This is a genomic window from Burkholderia stabilis (assembly GCF_001742165.1).
GTDB classification, from domain to species: Bacteria; Pseudomonadota; Gammaproteobacteria; order Burkholderiales; family Burkholderiaceae; genus Burkholderia; species Burkholderia stabilis.
Genome location: NZ_CP016443.1, coordinates 209,929 through 223,784, shown reverse-complemented (window position 1 = coordinate 223,784; position 13,856 = coordinate 209,929). Strand labels below are relative to the sequence as shown.

Here is a 13,856-nt window from a genome sequence, read left to right as displayed (position 1 = left end):
GATCGCGCCATGCAATCCAGACGGACCTTCATGTGCGGATGCCTCGGTACGTTTGCCGCCTGTTCGCTGTTCCCGGGCGTTGCGAACGCGCGGATGATCGACCTGCTGCCGCCGTCCGATCCGGTCGACGGCAAGACGTTCCGCGTGATCTGCCTGCACGACGTGCGCGACAACCTGCTGTCGACGTTCGCGACGTCGACGATGGTCGATCCGTATGCGGTCGATACCGGCACGTTGACCGCCATCTTCTCGTGGCTGCAGACCAACAACTACCACACCGTCACGGTCAGGCAGATCGAAGCGTCGCGGCACGGCGGCAAACCGCTGCCGCCGCGCGCGGTGCTGCTCACGTTCGACGACGGCTACCGCAGCCACTACACGAAGGTGCTGCCGCTCCTCGAACGCTTCAAGTATCCGGCCGTGATGGGCATCGTCACCGCGTGGATCGACGCGCCGCCGGATGCGCCGATCAAGATCAGCGACAAGATCGAGATGCCGCGCGACTACTTCATGTCGTGGGACGAGGTGCAGAAGGTCGGCCGGTCGGAGCTCGTCGAGCTCGCATGCCACACGCACAACCTCCATCACGGCGCGGTCGCGAATCCGCAGGGCAACGAGTTGCCGGCCACGACGTCGCACCTCTACCTCGAAAACGACAAGCGCTATGAAACCGACACGGAATTCGAAGCCCGCGTGCACGACGATCTGCAGACATGCGTGCGGCAGATTCGCGAACGCACCGGCATCGTCGCACGCTCGATGGTCTGGCCGTACGGCGCGGAAAACCAGCCCGTGCGCAAGATCTCGACGTCGCTCGGCATGGACATCCAGTTCAGCCTCGACGCCGGCCCGAATACGCCGGACGTGCCGCTCGACCGGCTGAGGCGGATCCTGATGATGTACGACGTCGACATCGGCGGGTTCGAGCGCTCGATGCGCGAACCCGCGACCAACCGCGGCGACGTCGACGTGCCCGAGCGCGTGGTGCAGGTCGATCTCGACCAGGTCTACGACCCGGACCCGGCACGGCAGGAGACGAATCTCGGCAAGCTCATCGAGCGCATCTACCGGATGCAACCGAAATCGGTGTACCTGCAGGCGTTCGCCGATCCGAAGGGCACCGGTGTGGCCGAATCGCTGTACTTCCCGAACCGGCACCTGCCGATGCGCGGCGACCTGTTCTCGCGCGCCGCGTGGCAACTGAGCACGCGCGCCAACGTGCAGGTGTATGCGTGGATGCCGGTGCTCGCATTCCGCCCGCCGCCCGACAAGCATCGCGGGCTCGAGGCCGTCAGCGCCTACGGCGGCGCGCCCGCGCGCGAGAACGGCTCGCGCGTGTACCGGCTGAGCCCGTTCGATCCCGGCGCGCGGCTGATGATCGAGCAGATCTACGAGGATCTCGGCAAGTACGCGTCGTTCAGCGGCATCCTGTTCAGCGACGACGCCGTGCTCGACGATTACGAGGATGCCGGCCGGCACGCGCTGGCCGCCTATTCGCAGTGGGGGCTGCCGGCCGACATCGGCAAGATCCGCGCGAGCCCGGACCTGATGAGCCGCTGGACGCGGCAGAAGACACGCTACCTGATCGACCTGACGCGCCAGCTCGAACAGGTCGTGCTCGCGAACCAGAACGCGGGCGACGTGCTGACCGCGCGCAACCTCTTCGCGCTGCCGGTGCTGAAGCCCGAGTCCGAAGCGTGGTACGCGCAGAACTACGACGATTTCCTCGCCGCCTACGACTTCGTCGCGCTGATGGCGATGCCGTACATGGAACAGGCCCGCGACCCCGAGCGCTGGATGGACCAGCTCGTCGACGCCGTGCGCGCGAAACCGCGCGGCTTCGCGCGCACCGTGTTCGAGTTGCAGTCGTACGACTGGCGCGCGCGCAAGGACATCTCCGGCGGTGCGCTGCTCGCGCAGATGCGGCGGCTGCGCAGCCACGGCGCGGTGAACTTCGGCTACTACCCGGACAACTTCCTGAACAACCAGCCGGATCTCGACACGATGCGCGACGTGATGTCGCTGAAGTCGCGTCTCGATCCGACGTCGATCAACGCGCTGATGCAGATGCAGCACGCGCAGGGGACGAAGACACCATGACGACCCACGGCATCATCCAGCGCCTGCAGGATTTCGTCTTCTACTACCCGTTCTTCATGTCGTATCTGTGGATGATCGGCGGCGTCGTGCACTACTTCCTGCTCGAGGAAGGCCGCGTGCTGTCGACGCGGACGATCGCGTCGAGCGGCATCCCGAAGATCTCGATCGTCGTGCCCTGCTTCAACGAAGCCGCGAACGCGCGCAGCGTGATCGGCCACCTGAACGCGATGCAGTATCCGAACTACGACATCATCGCGGTCAACGACGGCAGCAAGGATCGCACCGGCGACATCCTCAACGCACTGGCCGTCGAGATCCCGCGGCTGCTCGTGATCCATCACGCGCGCAACGAAGGCAAGGCGGTCGGGCTCACGACCGCGGCGGCCGTGTCGAACGCGGAATACCTGCTGTGCATCGACGGCGATTCGCTGCTCGCGCACGACGCGATCGGCTGGATGCTCGAGCACTTCCTCACCGACCCGGGCGTGGGCGCCGTGACCGGCAACCCGCGCATCCGCACGCGCACGTCGCTGCTCGGCCGCATGCAGGTCGGCGAATTCTCGTCGATCGTCGGGCTCATCAAGCGCACGCAGCAGGTGTACGGCCGCATCTTCACGGTGTCGGGCGTCATCACGATGTTCCGCAAGACCGCGCTCGCCGACGTCGGCTACTGGAGCTCGGACATGCTGACCGAGGACATCGACATCAGCTGGAAGCTGCAATGCCGCGACTGGCGCGTCGTGTACGAGCCGCATGCGCTGAGCTGGATCCTGATGCCCGAAACGCTGAAGGGGCTCTACCGGCAGCGGCTGCGCTGGGCCAAAGGCGGCATCCAGGTGCTGATGAAGTACGCGGGCACGCTCGCGCGGCCGACGCAGATGATGATGTGGCCACTGTTCATCGAGTACCTGATCGGCATCGCCTGGGCGTACTCGATGTCGTTCATCCTGCTGCTCGCGCTCGTCGACGTCGTGCATCCGCTGCCGCCGAGCTGGCACGTATCGGTCGTGCCGCACTGGCACGGGATGCTGCTGGTCGCGACCTGCATCCTGCAACTGATCGTCGGCAGCATGATCGATCGTCGCTACGACGAGAAACTCCTGATGTATTTCCTGGACACCGTCTGGTATCCCGTCGCTTTCTGGCTGATCAGCATGGTCACCACCGTCGTCGCCCTGCCCGCCATCGTGCTGCGGGGCCGCGGCAAGCGGGCCGTATGGGTCAGCCCCGACCGAGGCATTCAACATGAAGAACGCGCCGATTATTGATCTCTCCCTGCGCACCCCGCGCGAAATGATCGCCGAACGCGGGCGCATCGCCGGTTCCGTGCTCGTCGTCTGGTTCCGGCTCGTGCGGCCCGCGCTGGTGGGCGCCGTATGGGCGTCGATCTGCATCTACACGTATCGCTACCTGCTGCCGTTCAACGAGGCGGAGATGCCGATCGAGCAGATCGTGTTCTATGCGACGTGCATTGCGCTCATCGCCGGCACGATCGTCATGTGGCTGATCGCGGGACGCGTCGTGCATCCGCTCGCCTACCGGCTGCGCGTGTCGAAGATGCTGCGGCGCTCGGCCAGCGTGAAGGTGCGCTCGGTGCCGGCGTCCGCGCTGGCCGGCGCCCGCCGGCGCGGCGCGCGGCGCACGACGCGCATTCTCGTCGCGTCGCACGATGCGAACGGCGCGATCTCCGGGATCGAATGGGTCACGCATGCGGGGCCGCCGCCCCGCGAGTAGGTCGGCGGAGCCGCGCCGCCGCGCACGGGACGGCATCCGCGCGGCGTGGCGCCGCGCCTGACGCCGCGCTGCCGCGCATCGCCGGCGGGCCGGTAAATTCTTGTGAACGAGGTGAATCATGTGCGGAATCGTCGGAGCGAGCGGCCTGAACAATCAGGTGCCGCAACTGGTCAATGCGCTGAGCCGGCTCGAGTATCGCGGCTACGATTCGTGCGGCATCGCCGTGCAGGACGCCGGACGCCTGCGCAGCGAACGCACGCTGCGGCGCGTGACGGACCTGCAGGATCGCGTGATGACGCTCGGTCTCGAAGCGCAGACCTGCATCGCGCATACGCGCTGGGCGACGCACGGTGCGCCGTCGGAGATGAACGCGCATCCGATCATGTCGGGCGACACGATCGCGGTCGTGCACAACGGGATCATCGAGAACCACGACACGTTGCGCGCCGAGCTGCGGCAGCGCGGCTACGCGTTTCGCGGCGAAACCGACACCGAGGTGATCGCCCACCTGATCCACAGCGTCTATCGCGACGACCTGTTCAACGCGGTCGTGCACGCCGTCAAGCGGCTGCACGGCGCATACGCGATCGCGGTCCTGAGCGCGCGCGAGCCGCAGCGCCTCGTTGCCGCGCGCGCCGGTTCGCCGCTCGTGATCGGCATCGGCGCCGAACAAAACTACCTCGCGTCGGACTGCGCGGCGCTCGGCGACCTGACCGATCGTTTCGTCTACCTGGAGGACGGCGACGTTGCGCTGATCACGCCGGAACGCATCGCCGTGGTCGACTCGGGCGGGCACGACGCGCAGCGCCCGCTGTGCCAGGTGAAGGCGCGCGACGGCGATGCGGCGCTCGGCCCTTACCAGCACTTCATGCAGAAGGAGATCTTCGAGCAGCCGAAGGCGATCGGCAGCACGCTCGACGGCATCGACACGATTTCACCCGCGCTGTTCGACGCGAGCGAAGGTACGCGCGCGCTGTTGTCGCGCGTGAGGAGCGTGCTGCTGCTCGGCTGCGGCACCAGCTACTACGCGGGCCTGACCGCGAAATACTGGCTCGAGAGCATTGCGGGCGTGCCGGCGCAGGTCGAGATCGCCAGCGAATTCCGCTACCGCGACACGGTGGCCGATCCGCGCACGCTCGTCGTCGGCATCTCGCAGTCGGGCGAAACCGCCGACACGATCGGCGCGATCGAACGTGCGCGCGAGATGGGCCAGGACCTGTCGATGGCGATCTGCAACGTGGCGACCAGCACGATCGCGCGCCACGCGCCGCTGCGGTTCCTGACGCGGGCCGGCATCGAGCTCGGCGTCGCGTCGACCAAGGCGTTCACGACGCAGCTCGTCGCGCTGTTCGTGCTGACGCTGACGCTCGCGCAGTTGCGCGGCCGGCTCGACGCATCGCAGGTTGCGATGCAGCTGAAGCAGTTGCGCGCGCTGCCCGAACGCATCAGCCACGCGCTCGCGCTCGAAACGCAGATCATGGGCTGGGCCGCGAAGTTCGCGCGCACCGAGAACGCGCTGTTCCTCGGGCGCGGCATTCATTTCCCGATCGCGATGGAAGGCGCGCTGAAGCTCAAGGAAGTGTCGTATATCCACGCGGAAGGCTATGCGGCCGGCGAGCTGAAGCACGGGCCGCTCGCGCTCGTCACGAGCGCGATGCCGGTCGTCACGATCGCGCCGGACGATCGCCTGTTCCAGAAGCTGAAGTCCAACATGGCCGAGGTGCGCGCGCGCGGCGGGCGGCTCTACGTGCTCGCCGGCGATCAGCTCGGGATCGACGCCGATCGCGACACGCACCTGATCCGCGTGCGCGAATCGGGCGACCTGCTGTCGCCGATCGTCAACGTGATTCCGCTGCAGCTGCTCGCGTATCACGTCGGTTGCGCGCGCGGCGCCGACGTCGACAAGCCGCGCAACCTCGCGAAATCGGTGACCGTCGAATGATGCGGCGAATGCGCCCGGCGCGGGCGGCGTTGCGGCCGAACGCCGCTCGGCGCGTCGCTACTGCGCTCGGCGGCGCGTGGTGCATCCTCGCGACGCCGCCGCCCGCCCTCGCGGTCGCGCCGGCCGCGCATACGGCCACCGTTCCGGCATCCCCGTCGACGCAGGACACCGGCGACCCGCGACGCTTCATGCACGGCATCGGCGTGGCCGACGCAGGCAACGGCAACCGCTGGGTATTCTTCAGCAGTTCGGGCATCGTGCCGCGCGGCGCAATGCGCAACGGCAACTGGCCGCACGACGTATACGTCGGCGAATGGCAGCCCGGCAAGCCGCGCCTGCTGCACGTCCATACGTTTATCAGCCGCCCGGAAGCGCAGGAACCCGTGTCGATCGCGCAGAACGCGCGCGGCGACATCTTCGTCACGTTCGAGGACGGCTGGAACGCGCCGCAGGAAGTCAGCCAGCGCTACGGCGTGTACCGCCGCGACCTGAAGCCGGTCAAACCCTACCCGAACGACGTCGAGCCGGGCGGCCACTCGGGGCATGTCGCGACAGTCGGCGAGCGTTTCGTCGTGTTCTATTCGGCCGACTGGATCGACGGCGGCGGCGTCGACAACCTCGGCACCGGCAACGGCGTCTACCTGAAAACCTACGACGCGGCCGGGCGCGCACTGAACCACGTCGCGGTCGCGCCGCACCGCCGCGAATGGTGGCCCGTGATTGCCGGTTCGCCGCGCAAGGCATTGCTCGTGTGGCAGAAATTCATCGAAGGCAGCACGAACGCGACGCTCGAATACGCGATGTTCGATCCGGTCACGACGAAGCTGGACAAGCTCGGGCCGCTGAACGACGCGATCCGGTACTACGTGTATGCATCGGCTTACGTACCGGCGATCGACCGCTTTCTCGTCGTCACGACGACGGCGGACGATCGCGGCGTCGCGCTGCTGATCGACGCGGACGGCCACCGCACGGCGACGCTCGACTGCCTGCCGGCGTCGGTGCGCGAAGCCGGCATCGGCATCGCCGGCACGCACGCGTATGTGCCGACCCGCGACGGTCGGCTGCTGACGCTGGCGCTTTCTCCTGCGGCCATCGCGGTGAGCGGCGCGCAACGTTCGCCGATTCCGTGGGGCACGACGGGCATCGCCGGGTTCCCGGCGCGCGGCGCGTCAATGCACTTCGTGTCGCTCACGCCGTCGGGCACGCGCGAAGCCGATTTCGAGCCGGAGCAGGAAACGCCGTTGCCGAAGGGTGACGTGCCATGTTCGAGCCATTGACGACGGCCCTGCATCGGTCATGCCGCGAACGCGGACAGTCTGCGTGCCCGCCCCTGCCCTGCATCGTTTCCCTGCCCGAGCCGCGCCGATCCGGCGCCCCATCGGCCTGACACGCGGTCGCGCGCCTGTCCCACCATCACCGCCGCCGCCTTCCCCGCGCCGAAGTCGCCAGCGCCTTCCGTACCGGATAGACTGTCGCCCGATTCCTTCCATCGGCGCGGCTCGTGCCTCCTGCCGCCGCCGGAACGCTTCCTCCCGGAGAACACATGCTGAAGCGCCAGTGGTTTTCGCTTGTGCTGCTGACGGTTTGCCTGATCGGACAACGCGCGTCGGCCCAGTCCACGCTTGAACTCGACACCGACGGCACGGCCCGCGCGCTCACGCGGCAGACGCTGCTCGCGCGCCCCGATGCGACGGACATCCACGTGCCGCGCGACATCGCATACGGGCGGCCGATGACGTTCCGCGCCGTGCCGTTCGCCGCGCTGCTCGGCGATACGCCGCTGCCGGCCGAAACCGTGCTCGAAACGCGCGCGGCCGACGGTTTCGCCGCGCAGTTGCCGATGGAGCTCGTGCGCCGCCGCGCGCCGGCCGGCGCCGTCGCGTGGCTCGCGATCGAGGACCCGGCGCACCCGTGGCCGAAGCTGCCCGGCAAGCAGGTCAGCGCGGGGCCGTTCTATCTCGTGTGGCTCGGGCCGGACGCGTCGTCGGTGCGCGGCGAGCAGTGGCCCTACCAGATCGTGCGCGTGACGATCGAATCGTCGCCGGTCGCGCGCTGGCCGTCGCTCGCCGTCGATCCCGCCTTGCCGGCAAACGATCCGGCCCGCGCGGGCCAGCACCTGTTCATCACGCAATGCCTCGCGTGCCACCGTCTCGACGGCGCGGGCAGCAGCCACGCCGGGCCCGACCTCAACGCGCCGATGAATCCGGTCGACTACTTCAAGCCCGCCGCGCTGCGCCGCTACATCCGCAACCCGGCATCGGTGCGCGACTGGCCGGGCCGAAGCATGCCCGCGTTTCCGCGCGATCAGTTGAGCGACGGGGAACTCGAGCAGATCGTTGCTTACCTCACGTATATGGCGCGGCGAAAGACCGGCAAGTAACGCGCGGCAGAAAAATCCCGAGGAACGTTGATGACGTCAGGCGACCCGCTGTTCACCATCGCATCGATCGACGCCGCACAAACGCACCCGCTCAGGGCGATGGTCCTGCTGAACGGCGACCTGAACGCGTGCGAACTGGCCGGCGACCATGCGCCGACGACGCTGCACGTCGGCGTACGCGATCGCACGGGCATCGTCGCCATCGCGTCGCTCTGCGAGGAAGCGCGCGACGATGATCATGCGCGGCCGGCGTGGCGGCTTCGCGGCATGGCCGTCCACCCGGCCGTGCGCGGGATGGGCTTCGGTCGCGTGCTGGTGCAGGTTTGCGTGCGGCACGCGGAAGAACGCGGGGCCGCGCTCGTCTGGTGTACAGCACGCGAATCCGCGTACCGCTTCTACGAAAAGCTCGGCTTTGCAACCGACGGCGCGTCGGTGACGATGCCGGGGCGCACCGATACCGCGTTCCATGTGATGCGGCGATATCTCGATCGACACTCGCCGCCTGCGTGAAGCGAATCGCGTCGCCGCGCCGTCACGCGACGATCCGCGCGACCCGGCGACCGGCCGGCCGCCAGGCCGCGTCCATCACGCTCCCGCTTCCTGCGCGCTCTGCAACACCGCGCGCAACAGCACGTCCGCGCCCGCCGCCGCCCATTCGGGCGTGATCGCTTCGGCCTCGTTGTGGCTCAGCCCGTCGACGCACGGCACGAAGATCATCCCGGTCGGCGCGACGCGCGCGACATAACACGCGTCGTGGCCCGCACCGGACACGATGTCCATGTACGACAGCCCGAGCGCCTGCGCCGCGTCGCGCACCGCATCGATGCAGGTCGGCGCGAACGGGATCGGCGGGTACTTGAAGATCTGCTCGATCTGCGCGCCGAGGCCGGCCTCGTCGGCAACGCGCGCGAGTTCCGCGCGCAGCGCCGCGTCCAGTTCGTCGAGCACCGCGTCGTCGGGATGGCGGAATTCCACCGTGAAGAAGCAACCGCCCGGCACCGTGTTGCGCGAATTCGGCCGCGCCTCGATCATCCCGACCGTCGCGCGCGCATCCGGCGCGTAACGACGGCCGAGCACTTCGACGAACGCGATCATCCGCGCGGCGCCGACCAGCGCGTCGCGGCGGAATGCCATCGGCGTCGTGCCCGCGTGCGCGTCGACGCCGGTGAGCGTCACCTCGTACCAGCGCTGCCCCTGCCCGGCCGTCACGACGCCGATCGTCTTGCCGGCCCGCTCCAGAATCGCGCCCTGCTCGATATGCAGCTCGTACGCCGCATGCACCGGATAACCGCCGACGGGCTCCGCACCCGCGTAGCCGATCCGTTCGAGCTCCTCGCCAATGGTTCTGCCCGCGCCATCGGTGCGCGACAGCCCGTATTCGAGCGTATAGACGCCCGAGAACACGCCGGCCGAGATCATCGCCGGCGCGAAGCGCGACCCTTCCTCGTTGGTCCAGATCACGACGTCGACCGGACGCTCGGTCTCGATGCCCGCATCGTTCAGCGCGCGCACGACCTCGAGGCCGCCGAGCACGCCGTAAATGCCGTCGTATTTGCCGCCCGTCGGCTGCGAATCGGCGTGCGAGCCGGTCATCACCGGCGCAGCGTCGGGATTGCGGCCCGCGCGACGCGCGAACACGTTGCCCATCCGGTCGACGCGCACCGTGCAGCCGGCGTCGCGCGCCCACTGCACGAACAGGTCGCGCGATTCGCGATCCAGATCGGTCAGCGCGAGACGGCAGACGCCGCCCTTCGGCGTCGCGCCGATCTGCGCCATCCGCTCGAGCGACGCCCACAGGCGATCGCCGTCGACGCGCGGCGCGCGCACGTTGTCCACGTTGCCGTCACGCATCGCCGTTCTCCGGCGCGGATTGCAGCGCGTAGCGGAAATCGCAGCGCTTGCCGCCCTGCATGATCGTGCTCGTGCGCGTGAGCGCGATGTCCGGCGCATAACCCTGGATGAAATAGCTGTCGCGCGCGCAGCTCAGCAGATGGCCGATCTCGCCGAGCCCCATCGCGTGATACATCTCCGCATAGCTGCAGCGATGCACGTCGTAGTCGTAGTGCGTGTCGTCCGCGCGCCGCACCTCGACGTCGAGCGCATCGTCCTTCTCCCACAGCACCTGCAGCGCGACGAACGACTTCACGCTCGTGCCGCCGGGTTCCTGCGCGGCGAACGTGCGGCCCGCGTCGACGGCCGCGCCGCGCACGGCTTCCGCGATCACGGCCTGCGCGCGCTCGGCGCCGAACTCGCGCTTCATGATCTCGTAGATCGGCTTGATGATTTCCGCTTCGATGCGGCGCCGCGCGAGGATCCCGAGGCGCGTGTCCTCGGGTGCGGCGGCGGATGTCCGGGTCGGTTCGGTCATGGGGATCGTCTTTGTCGTTTATTGGGTGGCGGTGCGCGTGCCGCCGAGCACGTCGACGACGGTCCACTTGCCGCCGCGCACCTGGTAGATCGTGAAGGCCGGGTCCTTCAGGTTGCCTTCGCCGTCGAATGCGATCCGCCCCGTCACGCCGGGCCGGTCGATCGCGCGAACCGCCGCGACCAGCTTCGCCGGTTGCGTCGTGCCGGCCTTCTGCGCGGCCGCGATCAACGTGGCGGCAGCATCGTACGCGAACGGCGCATGCAGTTCGATCGGCGCGCGGTAGCGTGCCTGGTATTGCGTGTCGAACGCCTTGCCGCCCGGCATCCGGCCGAGCGGCAGGCCCGGTTCGAGCGCCGTCACGCCGTCGCCGTCCTTGCCCGCGAGCGACAGGAAGGTCTGGCTCACGAAGCCGCCCGCACCGAGCAGAGTCGCGTTCACGCCGAGCTGGCGCATCCGGCGTGCGAGCGGCGCGGCCTGCGCATCGAGGCCACCGAAGAACACCAGATCCGCGCGCTTGCCTTTGATCGCGGTCAGCACGCCGCTGAAGTCGGTCGTTTTGTCGTTCACGTACTGGCGATCGACGATCGTGCCGCCGCTCGCCTGCACGCCCTTGATGAACTGCTCGGCCAGCCCGGCGCCGAACGACGTGCGATCGTCGATCACCGCGATGCGCTTCGCCTTCAGCGTCTTCACCGCATACGCGCCGGTGAAATTGCCGCCCGCATCGTCGTGACCCATGATGCGGAAGGCCGTCGCGTAGCCCTGCTGCGTGTATTGATGGCCGGTGGACGCCGGCGCGATCTGCGGGATGCCCGCATCGCGGTAGACGCGCGACGCCGGCACGCTGCAGCCCGTGTTCCAGTGACCGACGACGCCGATCACGTGACGGTCGACGAGCTGCTGCGCGACTGCGACGGCCGTACGCGGATCCGACTGGTCGTCGGCCGCGGCGAGCTTGTAGACGACCGGCTTGCCGCCGATGGTCGGATGCTTCGCGTTCGCGTCGTCGATCGCGAGTTGCGCGCCGTTCTGCAGGTCCTTGCCGATCCGCGCGGACGGGCCGGTGAGCGGCGCGGCGAGACCGATCAGGATCGTCTGCGGCGCGGATTGCGCGAACGCGGGAACGGATGCGGCCAGGGCGGCCGCCGAGAATACGAGGCTGGCGGGAAGGAAAGCGATTTTCATGTGCAGGGATCGGTGAATCGGATCAAAACATGAAAAATATTAAATATTCAGCACCCAAACCCCAAATACCCAATTGTTGGATGCTTATACCGTTCCCGACACATCAAACCAACACCCTGTAAACAAACGATATTTTATGATTGTCGCTCATCCCGACTTTTCGATAAAATTCGATACATGAAAAATATCGAACAATTGCCGCACGATCCGCCGCTGCGCGCGGTCCGTGCGTTCGAAGCCTTCGCGCGCCTCGGGTCGGTCACCGCGGCGGCGGGCGAACTCGACATCACGCCGTCCGCGGTCAGCCATCAGCTGCAACTGCTCGAAGCGTTCATCCAGACGCCGCTGACGGTGCGCGAGGGCCGGCTGCTCGCACTCACCGACGAAGGACGCGACTACTACCGCTCGATCAGCGCCGCGTTCTCGGTGCTGCGCAGCGCGACGCGCTTCGTGCGCGACCGTTCGTCGCTGCGGCAGATCACCGTCAGCCTGATTCCGCTGCTCGGCATCGGCTGGTTCATTCCGCGGCTGCACTCGTTCCTGGCCGACAACACGGACGTCGACGTGACCGTGCTGTACGCGCATCACCGCAACTACCGAAGCGATGCGTCCGACCTGTCGATCCGCTTCGGTACCGGCGACTGGCCCGGCTACCGCTGCGAGCGGCTGCTGCCGGGCGCGATGGTGCCGATGTGCAGCCCGTCGTTCCTGAAGCGCCACGGGCCGTTCCGCACGCCGGCCGATCTCTCGCGCGCGCCGCTCGTGCACGACGAAGACCGCAGCACCTGGGTCAACTGGCTGCAAGGCGCAGGCGTGCGGCACGTGTCGCACGTGGTGGGGCCGATGTTCGAGGATGGCCAGCTCACGCTGAGCGCGGCGCGCGCGGATCTCGGCGCCGCGTTGCTGCGTGCGCCGCTGGTCGAACGCGAACTGGCGAACGGCGAGCTCGTGAAGCTGTTCGACCACGTGCTCGACGACGGGCGCGATTACTACCTGTGCACGCGCGAGGATGCGGACATGCCGGACGGGGCGCGGCGGCTGGCGGCGTGGTTGAGGAAGATGGCGGGGATTTGAGCGGGACGCCCTCTCGCGTTGCCGGAAAACAGCTTGCGCAGCATGCTACGCGCACACCCAACCCGAGCCTTGCATCCCTTTAATCGAGTATATATGATATGCATATCATATATCGGAGGTCATCTTGAGTCGGATTCTCATTGATCTGTCGGACGGCCAGCTCGACGAGCTGGCCGTCATCGTCGAGACTGAGCATCGTCCCCGCGCCGCGATCATCCGCGACGCGATCGATGCCTACATTGCCCTGCACAAGCGCCCGCTCGCCGACGACGTCTTCGGTCTCTGGAAAGATCGCACAATTGACGGGCTCGCCTACCAGGAGGAACTGCGCTCGGAATGGTAAAAGCTCTCTTCGACACCAACATCCTGATCGACTATCTCGGCGGTGTGGAATCCGCCCGCACAGAACTTGCCCGCTATGACTATCGTGCGATCAGCACGATCTCGTGGATGGAGGTCCTGGTCGGTACGTCAACACATGATGAAGCCCCGATCCGTGCATGGCTTTCGTCGTTCGATGTCATCGCGCTCGACAGCACAATTGCGAATCGCGCCGTGACCATTCGCAAGGAACGCCGGATACGCTTACCCGACGCGATCGTCTGGGCATCGGCGCAAGTGAACGGGCTGCTGCTCGTGTCGCGCAACACGAAAGACTTTCCCGCCGCAGAACCCGGCGTTCGTGTGCCCTATCAAATCTGAGCCGATGTTCGCGACGTAAATGCAAATGCGTCAGCACGACGCACACGCCAGACCGCCGCAGCAGAAAGTGCCGCGCGTAGCCCGGCGGAAAATCAGCTAGTTGACCGGGCACGATGCAATCCGGGCGCTCGTAGCACCGCTTCCACCGGGATCGGTTCACGCGGCCACGCGCTCTCCTTCCACCGCATCCGCGCCGCACGCACGAACAGGTCGGACCCGCCGCCTGTCGTGCGCGCGGGCCCCGTCCTCGTCGGACGAACAGGCTGACACCCCGCACAATCAAGGGCCGGAAGCAGATAGAAAATCCCGATGCCTCGCATTGAAACAAGCAATTTCCCAAAGTCAGGGTGAACCCGGATACTGGCATC

General features: G+C 67.4%; 13 protein-coding genes. 10 read left to right on the top strand and 3 right to left on the bottom strand.

The genetic code is table 11. The features are described from left to right. Window positions 1-9: 9 nt before the first annotated feature. From pgaB to BBJ41_RS19085, 7 genes are all read left to right on the top strand, one after another. A complete protein-coding gene (gene pgaB / locus BBJ41_RS19115; RefSeq protein ID WP_069747923.1) occupies window positions 10-2,100 on the top strand; it encodes a poly-beta-1,6-N-acetyl-D-glucosamine N-deacetylase PgaB in 2,091 nt (696 codons plus the stop codon). Then, entirely contained in the window at window positions 2,097-3,368 is a 1,272-nt protein-coding gene (gene pgaC / locus BBJ41_RS19110; RefSeq protein ID WP_069747922.1) for a poly-beta-1,6-N-acetyl-D-glucosamine synthase, read from the top strand. The genes pgaB and pgaC overlap by 4 nt, the downstream gene beginning before the upstream one ends. Beyond that, window positions 3,346-3,834: a Biofilm PGA synthesis auxiliary protein PgaD gene (locus tag BBJ41_RS19105; protein ID WP_069747921.1), complete on the top strand. Its 489-nt coding sequence runs from the start codon at window positions 3,346-3,348 to the stop codon at window positions 3,832-3,834. Before pgaC ends, BBJ41_RS19105 begins: the two co-directional genes overlap by 23 nt. 118 nt (window positions 3,835-3,952) lie before the next feature. Then, entirely contained in the window at window positions 3,953-5,776 is a 1,824-nt protein-coding gene (gene glmS / locus BBJ41_RS19100; RefSeq protein ID WP_069747920.1) for a glutamine--fructose-6-phosphate transaminase (isomerizing), read from the top strand. Window positions 5,777-5,784: 8 nt separating this feature from the next. Next, complete coding sequence (locus tag BBJ41_RS19095; protein ID WP_175972708.1) at window positions 5,785-7,056, top strand: hypothetical protein; 1,272 nt, start codon at window positions 5,785-5,787, stop codon at window positions 7,054-7,056. A 266-nt stretch (window positions 7,057-7,322) separates the two neighbouring features. Further along, window positions 7,323-8,159 (top strand): c-type cytochrome, encoded by an 837-nt coding sequence (locus BBJ41_RS19090; protein WP_069747918.1) that lies wholly within the window; start codon window positions 7,323-7,325, stop codon window positions 8,157-8,159. 30 nt (window positions 8,160-8,189) lie between these two features. Beyond that, window positions 8,190-8,669, top strand: a complete 480-nt coding sequence (locus BBJ41_RS19085; RefSeq protein WP_069747917.1) for a GNAT family N-acetyltransferase — start codon at window positions 8,190-8,192, stop codon at window positions 8,667-8,669. 75 nt (window positions 8,670-8,744) lie between these two features. Here the strand turns inward: BBJ41_RS19085 and BBJ41_RS19080 are convergent, their stop codons facing one another. Genes BBJ41_RS19080 through BBJ41_RS19070 form a run of 3 tightly spaced genes read right to left on the bottom strand, consistent with a single transcriptional unit; the run spans window position 8,745 to window position 11,712 of the window. Then, a complete protein-coding gene (locus BBJ41_RS19080) occupies window positions 8,745-10,010 on the bottom strand; it encodes a Zn-dependent hydrolase (protein ID WP_069747916.1) in 1,266 nt (421 codons plus the stop codon). After that, window positions 10,003-10,527: an L-2-amino-thiazoline-4-carboxylic acid hydrolase gene (locus tag BBJ41_RS19075; protein ID WP_069747915.1), complete on the bottom strand. Its 525-nt coding sequence runs from the start codon at window positions 10,525-10,527 to the stop codon at window positions 10,003-10,005. Before BBJ41_RS19075 ends, BBJ41_RS19080 begins: the two co-directional genes overlap by 8 nt. A gap of 18 nt (window positions 10,528-10,545) precedes the next feature. Continuing rightward, window positions 10,546-11,712, bottom strand: a complete 1,167-nt coding sequence (locus BBJ41_RS19070) for a branched-chain amino acid ABC transporter substrate-binding protein (protein ID WP_069747914.1) — start codon at window positions 11,710-11,712, stop codon at window positions 10,546-10,548. 177 nt (window positions 11,713-11,889) lie between these two features. On the opposite strand from BBJ41_RS19070, the gene BBJ41_RS19065 reads away from it, so the two are divergent. From BBJ41_RS19065 to BBJ41_RS19055, 3 genes are all read left to right on the top strand, one after another. Then, entirely contained in the window at window positions 11,890-12,786 is an 897-nt protein-coding gene (locus BBJ41_RS19065) for a LysR substrate-binding domain-containing protein (RefSeq protein WP_069747913.1), read from the top strand. 124 nt (window positions 12,787-12,910) lie between these two features. Next, on the top strand, window positions 12,911-13,129 hold the full coding sequence (locus BBJ41_RS19060) for a ribbon-helix-helix protein, CopG family (protein WP_069747912.1): 219 nt from the start codon (window positions 12,911-12,913) through the stop codon (window positions 13,127-13,129). Then, the gene (locus BBJ41_RS19055) at window positions 13,123-13,488 is read left to right on the top strand and encodes a type II toxin-antitoxin system VapC family toxin (RefSeq protein WP_069747911.1); all 366 of its coding nucleotides are present in this window, start codon (window positions 13,123-13,125) and stop codon (window positions 13,486-13,488) included. Before BBJ41_RS19060 ends, BBJ41_RS19055 begins: the two co-directional genes overlap by 7 nt. Window positions 13,489-13,856: the final 368 nt, after the last annotated feature.

What these genes read in the sequence shown, in the direction of transcription:
- pgaB (WP_069747923.1), top strand. Translation starts at nt 10, where the DNA reads ATGCAATCCAGACGGACCTTCATGTGCGGATGCCTCGGTACGTTTGCC.
- pgaC (WP_069747922.1), top strand. Translation starts at nt 2,097, where the DNA reads ATGACGACCCACGGCATCATCCAGCGCCTGCAGGATTTCGTCTTCTAC.
- BBJ41_RS19105 (WP_069747921.1), top strand. Translation starts at nt 3,346, where the DNA reads ATGAAGAACGCGCCGATTATTGATCTCTCCCTGCGCACCCCGCGCGAA.
- glmS (WP_069747920.1), top strand. Translation starts at nt 3,953, where the DNA reads ATGTGCGGAATCGTCGGAGCGAGCGGCCTGAACAATCAGGTGCCGCAA.
- BBJ41_RS19095 (WP_175972708.1), top strand. Translation starts at nt 5,785, where the DNA reads ATGCGCCCGGCGCGGGCGGCGTTGCGGCCGAACGCCGCTCGGCGCGTC.
- BBJ41_RS19090 (WP_069747918.1), top strand. Translation starts at nt 7,323, where the DNA reads ATGCTGAAGCGCCAGTGGTTTTCGCTTGTGCTGCTGACGGTTTGCCTG.
- BBJ41_RS19085 (WP_069747917.1), top strand. Translation starts at nt 8,190, where the DNA reads ATGACGTCAGGCGACCCGCTGTTCACCATCGCATCGATCGACGCCGCA.
- BBJ41_RS19080 (WP_069747916.1), bottom strand. Translation starts at nt 10,010, where the DNA reads ATGCGTGACGGCAACGTGGACAACGTGCGCGCGCCGCGCGTCGACGGC.
- BBJ41_RS19075 (WP_069747915.1), bottom strand. Translation starts at nt 10,527, where the DNA reads ATGACCGAACCGACCCGGACATCCGCCGCCGCACCCGAGGACACGCGC.
- BBJ41_RS19070 (WP_069747914.1), bottom strand. Translation starts at nt 11,712, where the DNA reads ATGAAAATCGCTTTCCTTCCCGCCAGCCTCGTATTCTCGGCGGCCGCC.
- BBJ41_RS19065 (WP_069747913.1), top strand. Translation starts at nt 11,890, where the DNA reads ATGAAAAATATCGAACAATTGCCGCACGATCCGCCGCTGCGCGCGGTC.
- BBJ41_RS19055 (WP_069747911.1), top strand. Translation starts at nt 13,123, where the DNA reads ATGGTAAAAGCTCTCTTCGACACCAACATCCTGATCGACTATCTCGGC.